12 protein-coding genes and 2 pseudogenes are annotated in these 13,595 nt (G+C 35.7%); 12 read left to right on the top strand and 2 right to left on the bottom strand.

Annotation, left to right across the window (positions count from 1 at the left end; all coding sequences use genetic code 11):
• The first annotated feature begins 406 nt into the window (after window positions 1-406).
• The 4 genes from KHA97_RS04345 to KHA97_RS04330 all read left to right on the top strand — a co-directional run bounded on the left by KHA97_RS04345 (window position 407) and on the right by KHA97_RS04330 (window position 3,871).
• Window positions 407-694 (top strand): hypothetical protein, encoded by a 288-nt coding sequence (locus KHA97_RS04345; RefSeq protein ID WP_233713289.1) that lies wholly within the window; start codon window positions 407-409, stop codon window positions 692-694.
• 807 nt (window positions 695-1,501) lie between these two features.
• Entirely contained in the window at window positions 1,502-2,788 is a 1,287-nt protein-coding gene (locus KHA97_RS04340) for a DEAD/DEAH box helicase (protein WP_213123500.1), read from the top strand.
• A gap of 29 nt (window positions 2,789-2,817) precedes the next feature.
• Window positions 2,818-3,426: a branched-chain amino acid aminotransferase gene (locus tag KHA97_RS04335; RefSeq protein ID WP_213123499.1), complete on the top strand. Its 609-nt coding sequence runs from the start codon at window positions 2,818-2,820 to the stop codon at window positions 3,424-3,426.
• A gap of 70 nt (window positions 3,427-3,496) precedes the next feature.
• Window positions 3,497-3,871: a nucleotide excision repair endonuclease gene (locus tag KHA97_RS04330; RefSeq protein ID WP_213123498.1), complete on the top strand. Its 375-nt coding sequence runs from the start codon at window positions 3,497-3,499 to the stop codon at window positions 3,869-3,871.
• Between the two features lie 527 nt (window positions 3,872-4,398).
• Here the strand turns inward: KHA97_RS04330 and KHA97_RS04325 are convergent.
• Together KHA97_RS04325 and KHA97_RS04320 are read right to left on the bottom strand one after the other, a co-directional pair.
• Window positions 4,399-5,193 (bottom strand): SDR family NAD(P)-dependent oxidoreductase, encoded by a 795-nt coding sequence (locus KHA97_RS04325; protein WP_213123497.1) that lies wholly within the window; start codon window positions 5,191-5,193, stop codon window positions 4,399-4,401.
• 129 nt (window positions 5,194-5,322) lie between these two features.
• On the bottom strand, window positions 5,323-6,261 hold the full coding sequence (locus KHA97_RS04320) for an AraC family transcriptional regulator (protein ID WP_213123496.1): 939 nt from the start codon (window positions 6,259-6,261) through the stop codon (window positions 5,323-5,325).
• A 685-nt stretch (window positions 6,262-6,946) separates the two neighbouring features.
• Between KHA97_RS04320 and KHA97_RS04315 the strand changes: the two genes are divergently transcribed.
• The 8 genes and pseudogenes from KHA97_RS04315 to KHA97_RS04285 all read left to right on the top strand — a co-directional run bounded on the left by KHA97_RS04315 (window position 6,947) and on the right by KHA97_RS04285 (window position 13,448).
• Window positions 6,947-7,234 carry a hypothetical protein gene (locus tag KHA97_RS04315; protein ID WP_213123495.1) on the top strand — a complete coding sequence of 96 codons (288 nt, stop codon included), beginning with the start codon at window positions 6,947-6,949 and terminating at the stop codon, window positions 7,232-7,234.
• Between the two features lie 488 nt (window positions 7,235-7,722).
• Window positions 7,723-7,989, top strand: coding sequence for an HAD-IA family hydrolase (locus KHA97_RS23845; protein WP_325167425.1), 267 nt, complete (start codon window positions 7,723-7,725; stop codon window positions 7,987-7,989).
• A 223-nt stretch (window positions 7,990-8,212) separates the two neighbouring features.
• On the top strand, window positions 8,213-8,518 hold the full coding sequence (locus tag KHA97_RS04305) for a hypothetical protein (protein ID WP_213123494.1): 306 nt from the start codon (window positions 8,213-8,215) through the stop codon (window positions 8,516-8,518).
• Window positions 8,443-9,969 carry a DUF4153 domain-containing protein gene (locus KHA97_RS04300; protein ID WP_213123493.1) on the top strand — a complete coding sequence of 509 codons (1,527 nt, stop codon included), beginning with the start codon at window positions 8,443-8,445 and terminating at the stop codon, window positions 9,967-9,969. Before KHA97_RS04305 ends, KHA97_RS04300 begins: the two co-directional genes overlap by 76 nt.
• A 522-nt stretch (window positions 9,970-10,491) precedes the next feature.
• Window positions 10,492-10,635 (top strand): annotated as a pseudogene (locus KHA97_RS04295) (PC4/YdbC family ssDNA-binding protein); the annotation flags it as partial.
• Window positions 10,636-10,704: 69 nt separating this feature from the next.
• Window positions 10,705-11,400, top strand: a complete 696-nt coding sequence (locus KHA97_RS04290; protein WP_213123492.1) for an aspartate/glutamate racemase family protein — start codon at window positions 10,705-10,707, stop codon at window positions 11,398-11,400.
• An 81-nt stretch (window positions 11,401-11,481) separates the two neighbouring features.
• Window positions 11,482-11,610 (top strand): annotated as a pseudogene (locus tag KHA97_RS23840) (IS30 family transposase); the annotation flags it as partial.
• A gap of 215 nt (window positions 11,611-11,825) precedes the next feature.
• Entirely contained in the window at window positions 11,826-13,448 is a 1,623-nt protein-coding gene (locus KHA97_RS04285) for an ATP-binding protein (protein WP_213123491.1), read from the top strand.
• The last annotated feature ends 147 nt before the right edge of the window (window positions 13,449-13,595 follow it).

Raw genomic sequence — 13,595 nt, 5'->3', positions numbered from 1 at the left:
ATACTTAAACCTTAATATATGGGGTACCATCAGAAAAATGCGATTACAACGCTAAGCATTTTGATTCGAGTCTTATGAGACATTATGAACTTCTAATCTAACAGTGATTTGATAATGTTTCAATAGACTTTACCTTATTAAGATTGTGAAGGTTTCTACTTACACTAACGAAGTAGGTTGAATAAGAAAGTTTTATGTAATTACAGTATTCAAAAACTTTTTATTATATAATAGTATAAAATAACGAATTTAGAGGTGTATCTATGAGTGAAATATAGAATTTGATAAAACCTTAATAAAACTCCAAGAAAACAATTTTGACCTAACCAAATTAACCCCGATAGAACTTGAAATCTTACAAAAATATGCTCCTGCAATATTAGAAGGAGTTAGCAAAATTGGAGAAATGGGTCTGAAATCACAAGAAAAGGTATTTAGTATAATTGACAGAGCAATAGAGATTTTTTCAGAACAAATAAAAGATCCTAATTTAACTCAAGAAGCTAGAGATAATCTAAATGACCGTATTGAGAGGATGGTTGATAAAGCTATTCAAACAGATAGTGGTTTCAAAAAATGGATGGTTGGTTTGGTCTGGGTAGGAGTAGGTGGAGGAGCTTTAGCTTTAGCAGGAACAAACCCTGAAGTGAGAAAGGCTGCTTTAAAGTTACTAAACAAAAGTAAACCAATCTAATATTAATACTTACTGTACTATTTATTGAATATTTTTACTAAACTAATGCTTCTTTAGTACAATAAGCTAAATTTTAAAAGGGCGATTTTCAATCTCAAGAAATCACCTTTTTTTTGCTATATTATTAATTTGAAAAGAATTTGTACGAAGACTACCAACGATAATAGCAACTTTAGTCATGCTATTCTTTTAGAGGTGAAAGTTATACCTACGCTTTCTCTGGTATAAATAGAAGTGCATACTACTTTAACAAGGTAGATAAACAATGATGATCTTACTTATAGAAGTTAAAATCAACCTTTCTTTTAATCTATTAAATTTTTAAAACTACACTTTATACGCTTTAGTTAGTATCTTTTTAACAAGATTAGTTGATCATTATCCATTATTTAGAACTCAATCCTCAATCCACAACAAATTCACTTCCTGTAGCATAACTAGACTCATCAGATGCTAAGAACAATACCATATAAGAAGATCTCTAAGCTCTGCTGCATGCGGTGGAATTGGGAAATTGACCTCTAGTGTCTTTCTTAAATCAGGATCTCTTTTCAATGCAGTTTCTATTAACTGGGTTTTTATTAGACTTGCATGGACAGGATCACAGTGCCTGACCCCAGGTTTGATATTGCTTAAATCATTACCGCACCTGGGGTAAGGCCCCTTTTTTTCAAAAAAGAACCACATCCATTGAAATACAAAAATAATATTCCGAATCACTCTGTAAATACTAACCAATGTGCTATAGTAAATAAGCCTTTGTACAAATACAACGGCATTCATATAAGAAAAGAGACGTGATTAGCCTTGCTTGACTTCTTACAACTTGGTATTCGAAAAGAAATTAACTTTACATTAAAGTCATTAGGAATAGTAACTCCTACTTCTATCCAAGAACGGACGATCCCATCCGTACTGGAGGGGAAGGATGTTATTGCAAAAGCACAAACGGGAACAGGAAAGACGTTGGCTTTTGTTCTTCCCATTCTTGAAAAGATAGATGTGCACAAATCGGATGTTCAAGCACTTATTTTAACTCCCACAAGAGAATTGGCTCAGCAAATTTCAAAAGAAATTAAGAGAATGATGGAGAACGTAGAAGGCATCCATGTGTTAGCTGTGTACGGTGGTCAAGATGTGGAGCACCAATTAAAAAAGTTAAAAAGTGGTCAACATATTGTTGTTGCAACTCCTGGGCGGTTATTAGATCATATTCGCCGTGGCACAATTGACCTTTCAACGGTTGGGATGCTTGTGTTAGATGAAGCGGACCAAATGTTACATATGGGTTTTCTTCCAGAGGTAGATGACATCATACAAGAAACACTTTCTTCCAGACAAACAATGCTCTTCTCTGCGACAATCCCAAATGAAATTAAATCTCTTGCAAAAAAATATATGGTAGAGCCAGAATACATTGAAGTGAAAGCTAAAAAAGTAACGGTTGAGGAGATTAAACAAGTAGTTATTGAAACAACTGATCGGAGAAAACAAGCAACTTTATTCCATTTAATCGAAGAACATCGTCCTTTTTTAGCGATAATATTTTGTCGTACAAAAATTCGTGCCAGCAAGCTTCACGAAGCTTTGATTGCCAACGGGTACGAATCAGACGAGTTGCACGGTGATTTATCGCAGTCTAAACGGGAAAAAGCGATGAAACGTTTTCGTGATGCGAAAACTCAGTTTTTAGTAGCAACAGACGTTGCTGCAAGGGGACTTGATGTAGAAGGGGTGACACATGTCTACAACTATGATATTCCACATGATGTGGAAAGCTATGTTCACCGGATTGGACGAACTGGCCGTGCAGGTGTCGATGGAGTTGCCATTACGTTAGTGGCTCCTAAGGACCTTGAGTTCCTACGAATGATTGAAAAAGGGATTCATCAAAGATTGGAAATACAAGTGATTAAAGGAGTCAGTATCCCTGATCGTGAGGATTATGAGAGAGTAGGCAGCAAGCAACAATCTGGTAAACGCTCGGAAGGTCGTAAAAAATCTGCAACACCTTCTTCTAGTAGAAAAACTAATAATAGTCGACCAAAAGGGAATGCAGGTACTACAACAAGAGGTAGAAAACGTTCGCGCTAAAGAGTTGATAATAATAGGAGGAGACACCTATGTTACATAAACTAATGCAACAATTCATTTCTTCAGAATTGAATCAAGGGAAAAAGCTGGAGATATATCCTGAGGAAAAAGAGTATATGGTGAAACATGAATTGATTTCAAACGACATTACATTAATAGAAAAAGATCCTACTACACGTTTCCAAGAAGCTTATATAGAAAGATGTGACAAAGAAACAGAAGAAACTCTTTCTAAAGAATCATTCGCTTTTTTAGCACACCCGATGGACTACCTGCAAAAACACAAAAATGAATTTCTATACTTAGAATCTAGTTGGTTGGAACTAATCGGCGTCGATGCAATTTCGTTGGAAGTGAATGATGTATTTGGAACATACGACGTCATGGTAGGATTGAAGCTACAGAAAAGGTTTGAGACATCTATTAAAGAAAACTTAAGTAAGGATTTACATGGAGATGATGCAAGATTTGAATTAATGTTTAATCAAAATGATGGTTTATGGGACTTGAATTTCGCCTTGAATTATGTGAATGGGTTCCAAGAGGAGATGTTATTAGAGGAAGTTTTTCGGTTAATTTATCGATTTTTATTTAAACTTGTAGAGAGAATAGAAGAAAGAAGCAAGGACGTGAATTAACTGTTAAATCGTATTTCTTTCCTAGAAATGATAGCATTTAGCACTATACAAAAAGAGGACGTGATGAAACATGATAAAAATTAGCATACCAACTCCAGATATTACGATTACAAAACGGAAACAAAATCCGAAAGAAAATGAACCAGAAATCAAGGATATTTATGGTTTTATTGATTTTCACCTAATACCACGAGATAAAGGCGGCATTTTCTTATTTTTTAATAATAAGGATGAGCTTCTTTTTATTGGAAAAGCACGGAAACTACGTCAAAGAATTAAAAAACATTTTGAAGATACAGTTTCACCTATTAAAAGGCACAGAGACGAAGTATATAAAATCGATATTTGTTTAGTAGAAGATCCAATGGAACGAGAAATATATGAAACGTATATCATTAATAAACTCCAGTCGAAATATAACGTGGAGAAAGTATTTTATAAATAAGGTTGTTTTCGTAAAAATTATTGCTTGTATACACCTTTTGATTGCAGCTAACTTTCGAGTGACTTTTAAGTTTTTAAGCTGGGAAGTTCATTCAGTTCATGAAGAAATACTCCTTAGCTAGACTCAAGGCGAAAGTAAGCATTTACGACGTTAGAGATGAGATTAGTTATACCATGTGAATGATGGTAAGAGGAGCGGTGTGCGGTAGTTCCGCTCGCACGGTTCTGAGAGGAGTAAGCACACAATCTAATGACTCAGATGTAAAATGACAATAAAGTTATTTAATTTTAAAACTCAATCAAGCATAACCCCGTTCCAAATTTAGACGGGGTTTGAAATATAGTTGATTAATTCTTGATGTAAGATACTTAACTATACAAAAAGTATAACAATAAGTTGTTTAATAATCTAAGTTATACATTTTGTGGATTAAGAAAGGAAATAGGAAACTCCAATTCTATTGTATTAGAGCATCCTATTATTATACGTTTGCTATACTTATATACAATATTTGAAATAGAAAGATGTTAAAAAATAGTCGGTACCATTCCCCCATCCATACGGATAGGAGAACCTTTAAATGCGGATGCATAAGGACTACATACAAATGTAGTTAATCTACCTATTTCAATTGGCTTGATAAATCGTTGTATTTCAGATTGAGGTAGGTTTGTAGTCATAAATTCTTTCTCTTTTTCTGAAAAAGTCATATCTTTATTAGGGTATATACCTTCAATTATTTGATGAACATTTTCAGAGAGTGTTGGTCCAGGCATGATTGTATTGACTGTAACTTCTGTTCCTATTGTTAATTTAGATAAGCTTTTTGACAATGATAATAGCATTGATTTTGTCATACAATACTGAGGCATTTGTCCTGAAGGCATGATTGCTTCTTCACTCGCAATAAAGATAATTCGACCATAATCATTTTTAAACATTTTAGGTAAATAAAATTTAGATAATCCATTTGCAGCAAGAACATTAGTACGGAAGTATTTTTCCCATACATCATCGTCAATGTCCTCATATTGCATAATTTCATAAATACCCATATTGTTAACCAAAATATCAATAGTGGGGTATTTTTTAAATAAAGCTTCTCTTTGTTGAATATCGACAATATCGTCTGTAGCATTTTGAGGAGAGGTAGCCGGGAAATCCGATTTAATTTCATTTACAATTCGTTCTACCTCTTCAAAATTTCGTCCATTAATTAGCACATTGACACCTTCTTTGGCGAGTTCAATGGAAATTGCTTTACCTATACCTTTCGTTGATCCTGTAACTAAAGCTGTTTTATTGTTTAATCCCATATCCATGAATACATTTCTCCATTTCATTTATCTTTTATGAGTATAAAAAGTTACTATAATTACGCTCCTACTCTTTGAGGTAATAATTAGGTTATTTTTTTTAATTGTGTTAAATAATTTACTTTTAAGACAAAGTTAATTTATCGAGTTTGTATCTAAATGTTCCGTACGCCAATTTAAGGGAGTATCTCCTTCCCAAATGCGGAAAGCGCGGTAGAACGAGTTTTGGTCTTCATATCCAAGCATGAAGGCTATTTCTTTAATATCTAACGAGGGGTCTGCCAAGTACTCTCGAGCCAACTCATGTCGGAACTCTCTTGCGACAGTCTGAATGTCAGGGCGCCCTCCTGTTAAGCTACGTTTCATGATCCACGTTACCATTTCGGTGATTGAGCGACTGCGTTGCTGCTCATCCAACGATTTGTCCAATACGGGAGTCAGAATCTCCAGCAACTCTTCATTGTACGAGACAAAAGGGAGGTCCAAATCTCCTCGATGTAGCGTCAACCTGTTACAATTTGCACCAATCCGGATATCGCAGCCGAAGAAACCTTCAAGTGTCTGTATGTCGCCCATTGAGTGCGTAAATTCGACAAACCTTGCCATCAACGGTTGACCTGTGCCACGACGTCCAAGTTCCAAAAGAAATGCCAGTGTGATTCCAACCAGCATCGGTGGACCTGATTGCTCGGTATACAACCAATCTAGCTCGATTGTACAGTACTCACCTCTCTCGCTGATACGTAAGCTTTCAGGGGGACACAGTTGTTTGTACCGTGCCATTCGTTTTAGAGCGTCACGGTAGTCACGAGCATAGTAAGTGGCTAAGACTGCTGGTGGGTAATGCGCTGTTTCAAAGACGGTCGCAAGCTTGATAATTCCTTCGGCAGTGTCATCAATGAGATCCGAATAAGCCTGCCAAATCTTGAAATATTGGTCGGTGGTGACAAAAGGGCTAGTAATAATGGTTAGTGGCAGCCGTGCTTTTCGAACCACGTCGTGGGGGGCAATTCCTAATTGATGTATGCCTGCCCAAAATCCTGCTGGGATTTTAATACGAGTATGAGACTTCATAATAGGTCCTCCTTTAGCTATCTGCACATTCACTTGTTTGGGTTGTGATTGCATTCTGCCTAGTTAACAGGACAGATATTATATTACCGATTCAATGTTAACTTGTAACTAGCAAAGGACGACATTTTACTAGCCAACTACGTCGAATAAATCCACCATTAATGTAATAAAGCTACCGTTTCTACAGGCAGCTTCATTAAAAAAACCTAAAAAATCCTAATACCTAAGTGTTTGAAAAATGTATTAGTATTTTTGTTATTTGTACCTACTCGTCATATAGCCACTCTTTATAATCGTGGGCTTAAATTAATTTTAGTATTAAATTAACTTACCCGGTATTTATATGTCTATACTTCACAATAATCCGATTGTTGATTAGAGTAACTCGCATTCTTTTAAATAACTTTATTATTTTTTAAAAGGCTTTATTGTAAATTAAACAACTTTTTTGTCACTTTACATCAGAGCAGATAGAGAGTGCTTATTTACTCGGCCAAAGATTCTGCCAAAACATATGGAATCCATAAACCTCCCTCTATTTTTTTGGAATGTAAACACAATAATTTAGGGAGAAGGTATTGGATGTGATTTCCTTTATTTTACAAAAATATTTAGTTAAGAAAAGAGTCTACAAAAATGAAAATTAGCTAAAGATATGGTCGAGAATATTTGGGAGGAATGCTGTATGACGAATGCTAGAGAGAACTGGGAGCTTATCGAACTTTCCCGTAAACTTGAACAAGAAGCAATTGCCGCTAGAAATAATGCTGATATTGAAGCTGTTCAAGAGGTGAAACAACAATTACATGAACTACAGGAGCGGATTTTACAGGCCCAGGGAAGAGAACTGAAAGGAAACTTTAATTCTGGTGAGCCTTTATTTGACGCTCATTTGCGCGTAGAAGATTCGGTGGGGCATATGGAAAGAGCACTTATAAACCTTCAAGCTATGCAGGATGATGTACAACCATAATCCCAAAAAGCTGGAATTAAAATCACATAACAAATCCTCGGGGATCAAGTGCCAGACCTCTTCTACTATAAAGATTTAAAGTAGTGGAGGACTGGCACTTTACATGTTCCTGGCACTGTCTAAATTCCAGTACAATTCAGAATGGGTTCTTTCGACCGGCAGACGAATCGGTTTACAACACTTTTTGGAAGCAATACGGCTATACGTTTTCGGATGAATTTTCCCAGCTGTATCGATCTATTAACGGCCAACTATGGGGGGATTACGAAAATGGTAAAATTCTACTCGATATAGTATTGAACACCAGGTTTTCAGAAACCATTTCAAAACTGGGAAAAGTTGTGGATCGTTTAGAAAGGGAAAACCAATAAAGGGAGTTATTGGGCGATGGGGAACAGGTATTGATGGAGAGGGCCTTGGATGTCTGCCAAAGATTATATAAGTCACATCGTTTGTTTATGATTACTAATGGCATCACCCGCAAATAGATCAAAAGATTAAAGACATCGGGCCAATACGATTATTTTGAAGACATTTTCGTCTCGCAAAGCATCGGATTCCAGAAACCATCCCCGAAGTTTTTTGATTATGTGATGAATCATAATAAGGGTTTCAATAAAAGGGAAGTGTTGATTATCGGTAATTCATTAAGATCAGATATCAAAGTTGGTATCTTATCAGGTATCGATACATGCTGGATCAACAGAGCGCAGCAAAAAAACTGTCAGACATTCAAAGTACATACACGATTATAAGCTTGACTGAACTTTATGAAATAGTCTAGAACACTGCTGTGAAATAGTTATGAGAGGTTCTAGGAATCTGTACGGATGTAAACATAAATTTTTTTGTGAAATTATTCGGGGTAATTAAGTGGTGAAGGTGCCTGACGCCTAGTAAGCTATTTTTTTAAAACCCAATGCCTTTAGGTAAAACCTATTGAATATATATGTTATAAAGGAGAAGGGTGAAGGGTTGATGAAAATGAAAAACTTGCAACATAAATTGATTGGGCTTATTCAGGCTATAAACCGGTATCCTTTAACGATGCTTTTTCTTTTGGCTATTGCTACTGTGAACGTGAATATGATCAACAATGAAACAGAGGATTATTTAAAATATCTTTTTACTTTTATTGTTGGGGCATTGTTAAGTGTGATCGGCCAGCAAGTGTATGAACGTTTTTTACAAAAGTTAGTGAACGTGTCATGCTCATGGTTGGATCCGTTCTTTTGGCAACTGGCTATTATTTTGCTATTCAATCCGCATCCACCTTTAACTTAGAAATTGGTACAAAAACAGCTGTTTCCATATTTGCCTTAATGATAGCCTTTATCTGGATCCCAGCCATCAAAAGTAGGGTAACGTTTAATGAAAGCTTTATGTCTGCATTTAAAGCCTTTTTTCTCACGGTGCTCTTTTCATCCGTTCTTGCAGTGGGGCTAAATTTAATCATTTTTGCAATTGACCAGCTTCTTTTTCAGGTGAATTATAAGGTAAATGCACATATTATGAATATTTTATGTTCCTTATTTGCCCCCATTTTCTTTCTATCATATACCCCACCATATCCAGGCAAAAAGGATATCATCCTAAGTGACCAAGAGGAAAAGGTAAACAAAGCTATCACATGTCCCAAAACATTAGGGATCTTGATTTCTTTTATCATCATACCATTAACTGCCGTATATACGATTATCCTTCTTATCTATACAATCTTAAATATCCGCGGCGATTTCTGGACAAATAACTTATTAGAACCGATGCTCGTTTCTTACGCCATTACGGTTATTTTAGTGTATATTCTTGCGAGTCACCTTGAGGACAAATTTGCCACATTATTTAGGAAGGTTTTTCCAAAAATATTAATACCAATTGTATTATTCCAATCGGTCGCTTCGATTTTAAAAATCAGCGAAATAGGTATCACGTATGGCCGGTATTACGCTATCATGTTTGGTATCTTCGCCCTTATAGCAGGAATGGTATTCAGCTTTTTCCCTGTCAAAAAAAATGGACTGATTGCTTCTGTATTGATTGCTTTCTCTGCTGTTTCGATCATTCCACCTGTTGATGCTTTTACAGTTGCCAAGGTTAGCCAAGTAAATTTGCTAAAAAGAACTTTGGTGGAAAATGATATGCTTCAAAATGGCAAAGTTGTTCCGAATTCAGATATATCCATTGATGATAAGAGAACAATTACGAGGACTGTCAGTTATTTAAACAACTTGAACTATTTGGATGAAATCGATTGGCTGCCGGAAAAAATCTTTTACTATGATAAATTTAATAAGACGTTCGGATTCGAAGAAACAAACGATCAACCAATCGATAGAACGGAAGAGAAATTTGCTCACCTTGATTGGTATCGCAGCCCCGTTGTAAATATTGAAAATTATGACCGGATGATTCATTTGTATTTTCAAAATTCTCAAACCGATTTGAAAATACCAATTGAAATAGACAATAAAACATACTCTTTAAAGAATGACAGTGAGAATCTTATTTTAATGGATGAAAAACAAGAAATATTCCGATTTGATATGAAGAAAGCGATTGATCAAATTTTTGAGAACCAACCTGAGAGTGATTCAGGAAAAGATATGTTAACTACAGAGAAAATGATGGTTACTCAGGAAAATGACAAAGTCAAAATGACCATTCTAGCTACGTCCGTTGACAACTATGGTTCTCAATACAACGCGGATATTTTTGTTTTCCTTAAAATTAAGTAAGGGGAGGGCAACAAAGAAGCTAAATATGATTACAGTTCAGAAGCATGTAGGGAATGTAGGGTAATTCCCCGAGGTAATATCTCCGGACATGATAAATAAGGTTGAAAATAGATTAGGGTATTGAAGCTTTGGAGAAAGCCCATACAGCATAAAACAACTGTCCAAGGGCCAGACCCCAAGTAGGAAAGAGCGTTAACGTACTGGGGATCTATCCCTTACTTTTGCTCCTTATCCTATTTATGTGCGAAGTTGCCATTTTAATGGTTATAATAGAAAGAGAAATTTGCATGGGTTGACAAATGGGGAAAGACTGAATTAGTGCTAGTTAACGAATTTTCACACTATCAGGCACCCGTTTGCTTCTTCAATAAGTGAAGACGTTAAATCCACTTCCCGGAAAATTGTCTCCTGGTAACAGGGGATTTTTTTTGCTGTTAAACACAATATTTACAGTATGTTTTAGGCTTTGCTCTTGATATAGAGAATGGGTTAATTGCATTAAACGCATTGAGTTACTTTGTACTAAATATTGTCTTGAGGAATGGCCGCAATCCAAAGTATGATCTAAGAGATTGGGCTCCAAATCACGAGAAAATGGGTAAAGGTGTAACATTGACAAAAGAAGAGTTGGAAAAACTAGGAGAAATATTAAGTGAATTAGAATAACATAAAGCAGGTAGCAAAGGGGAATTGACATAAGAAAGCGATTGATAATGATACTTGGGAGGAATTGAAATGAAAAAACTGGGAATGGTGGGTGGCTTAGGACCTGAATCAACAGTCGATTATTATCAAACCATTATTACTAAATATCAGGAAAGAATAGGTAGTAAAGAGGTACTCCCTGAACTTTTTATTAATAGTATTAATATGTACCAAGTTTTCCAGTTTATTGATCAAAGCGATCTAGAGGGTTTAGCGGATTATTTAGTGGAAGCTGTTCAGAAGCTAGAACAAGTTGGATCAGATTTTGCAATCATCTCTGCTAACACACCGCATATTGTGTTTAACCAAGTCCAAAATCGTGTGCAAATTCCATTATATAGTATAGTTGAAGAAACGTATAAGAAAGCTCGGGAACTAGGATTAGATAAGATCGGACTAATCGGCACCAAGTTTACAATGGAGCATAGTTTCTTCAAAACGGCATTTACCTCCCAGGGAATAGAAATAGTTGTACCAACTGCTTCAGAACAACAGTATATTCATAAGAAAATTGTTGAAGAACTAGAGAATGGGATTGTGAATAAAACAACGAAAAAGAGTTACCTAGATATTATCAAAGAAATGGTACAACGTGATCAAATACAAGGAGTCATATTGGGCTGCACGGAATTGCCAATGATTATAAAAAAAGAAGACTTAGATATTCCACAATTAAATACAACCGAGATTCATATTGATAGAATCTTAGATTTAATGTTTAGTTAGGTTTTCAATTGTTTCGCCCTTATTGAGTAGAGGGCGTTTTATTTTTATGTTATCGGATAAGGAAAAGGGCTGGGGATTGATGTCTACTTTTCACATCCCTATGCTTCGTGGGAGCGCGGATTTAATAAGCGTCACAATGGACTAATTCGAAGATTCATTAAAGAAGGGCACCCCATCCCTTCATATTCAGATATATGCATTGGAAAAGTGTAAACTTGGATGAATACACTTCCTCGGAAAATACTAAAATATCAACAAACTTCAGGTAATGCCTTATAAGTGGTTTCTCATAAGGTGTTGCATTTAATATTGAAATTTGCGTTGGATAAAATAATTAGATAGTGTATGATGAAAAAAATGGGTATATTTCCACTTTTAGGTAAGGAAGTTTAAAAAAGATACGATTAGAGATGGGCGGGACTCAGTTGATTCTATTAGACTATATTATTAATCTCTCAATTTTTTCACTATTGGTCAGTACTCCGTTAGTCATCCGTTCGTTAATCAATCATTATCCACTTAAGCGGTTTCGTCTTTGGGTTGGAGTGTATGCGGGAATTGTATCCACAATCCTTGTTGCATTATCCTTCCAGCAAAAAGGCTACTCTTATGACATTCGGTACTCTGCAATCATTCTTGTTTTTGCTTATCTTGGACCTGTGGCGGGCATAATTACTGGGGGATTCGCGTTAATTGCCAGACTATTGGTCAGTGTTCATTGGCTTCCTGCTATTATAGGGTGGCTCATTATCATGATTGTTTTCTCAATATTGCGATTATATATATCCCGTTTCACACCAGTAAAAAGATGCATCATTCTATTTGGAGCATACGTAGTAATCTATGTTACTACTGTTCCAGTTATTTTTAATGTATTTCCGGATAGACCTATCTTTCATCTTCAATATATAGTATTTGTGATGATGGGAGTGATTATTGGGGGTTTATTGATTGAGTCAAATGAGAATCTGTATAGAATCATTACTGAAAAGATAAGTATGAAGAAGGCTTTGGAAAAAAGTGAATTTAAATACCGACTAATAGCTGAGAACACATCTGACCTCATATTGGTTGTGGGTAAAGAGGATAAGGTTAGTTACTACTCTCCTTCCCATGTACACGTTTTAGGTTACCAAAACTCTGAATTGGAAAATATTGAACTTTTTAAATTAGTTCATCCGGATGATGTTGATATATTTAGAAATACAATTAGGATATTGTTTGAAAATACAGAACCTCAGACGATAGAGTTCCGTTTAAGGCATAAACAAGGTCATTGGATTGAATTTGAATCTCGTTGTAAGCCTGTTCTAGGGGAGAAATCACTCATAGCACATATTGTTCTTATCAGCCGAGATATCTCTGAGCGTAAAAAAGCGGAGGAGCAACTATTACAATCTGAAAAATTATCAATCGTGGGTGAATTAGCAGCGGGCATAGCGCATGAAATCCGAAATCCACTTACAACCATCAAAGGTTTTGTTCAAATTTATAAAAGCAATGGGGGAATTGAATATACGGACTTGCTGCTAAGTGAACTGGAACGTATTGAAACAATTACTAGCGAACTTCTTTCCTTGGGAAAACCTCAAGTCATCCAAATGAACCATACGAATTTAAAAGACTTGATTGAGAACACGCTCGAGCTACTTTTGCCTCAGGCTAATATGAACAATATTCAATTTAAATTGAGTTATGAAGGATCATCTTTTTTTATTACATGTGAACAAAATCAAATAAAGCAGGTCTTTATAAATATATTAAAGAACGCCATGGAGGCTATGCATGAAGGTGGAGAGATTCATTTGAACCTGCGAAAAGGTGCAGAAGGTAAGTGTATAATTTCTGTTCGGGATGAAGGTTGTGGAATTCCGGAAGAAATACTCAAACGTTTAGGTGAGCCTTTTTATACTCTGAAAGAAAAAGGAACAGGACTGGGCCTAATGATTTGTCATAAGATTATTAAACAACATCATGGTACCATAACCTATCATAGTAAAGTGAATGAGGGAACCCTGGTGGAGATCGTATTGCCGTTGGTTAGTTGAGGGGGTAACGAAATCCCGAAGGAATACCTTGCTTATTGTGCCTACCGTCCCTAAAAGATCTAATCAAGATAACTTTGGATACGCAGGGTTTCATATAGGCCCACGTGGAGATATTAATAAATGATAAACACAGTGCTATTTTTTAAA

It is taken from the genome of Lederbergia citri, from assembly GCF_018343625.1.
Lineage (GTDB): Bacteria > Bacillota > Bacilli > Bacillales > Bacillaceae_C > Lederbergia > Lederbergia citri.
The sequence above is the reverse complement of the archived record's forward strand: the minus strand, read 5'-3'. Positions and strand labels throughout refer to the sequence as shown.

Excerpts from the sequence above, each read along its gene's own strand:
- KHA97_RS04345 (WP_233713289.1), top strand. The coding sequence starts at position 407 with ATGGGTCTGAAATCACAAGAAAAGGTATTTAGTATAATTGACAGAGCA.
- KHA97_RS04335 (WP_213123499.1), top strand. The coding sequence starts at position 2,818 with ATGTTACATAAACTAATGCAACAATTCATTTCTTCAGAATTGAATCAA.
- KHA97_RS04330 (WP_213123498.1), top strand. The coding sequence starts at position 3,497 with ATGATAAAAATTAGCATACCAACTCCAGATATTACGATTACAAAACGG.
- KHA97_RS04325 (WP_213123497.1), bottom strand. The coding sequence starts at position 5,193 with ATGGATATGGGATTAAACAATAAAACAGCTTTAGTTACAGGATCAACG.
- KHA97_RS04320 (WP_213123496.1), bottom strand. The coding sequence starts at position 6,261 with ATGAAGTCTCATACTCGTATTAAAATCCCAGCAGGATTTTGGGCAGGC.
- KHA97_RS04315 (WP_213123495.1), top strand. The coding sequence starts at position 6,947 with ATGACGAATGCTAGAGAGAACTGGGAGCTTATCGAACTTTCCCGTAAA.
- KHA97_RS04305 (WP_213123494.1), top strand. The coding sequence starts at position 8,213 with ATGAAAATGAAAAACTTGCAACATAAATTGATTGGGCTTATTCAGGCT.
- KHA97_RS04300 (WP_213123493.1), top strand. The coding sequence starts at position 8,443 with ATGCTCATGGTTGGATCCGTTCTTTTGGCAACTGGCTATTATTTTGCT.
- KHA97_RS04290 (WP_213123492.1), top strand. The coding sequence starts at position 10,705 with ATGAAAAAACTGGGAATGGTGGGTGGCTTAGGACCTGAATCAACAGTC.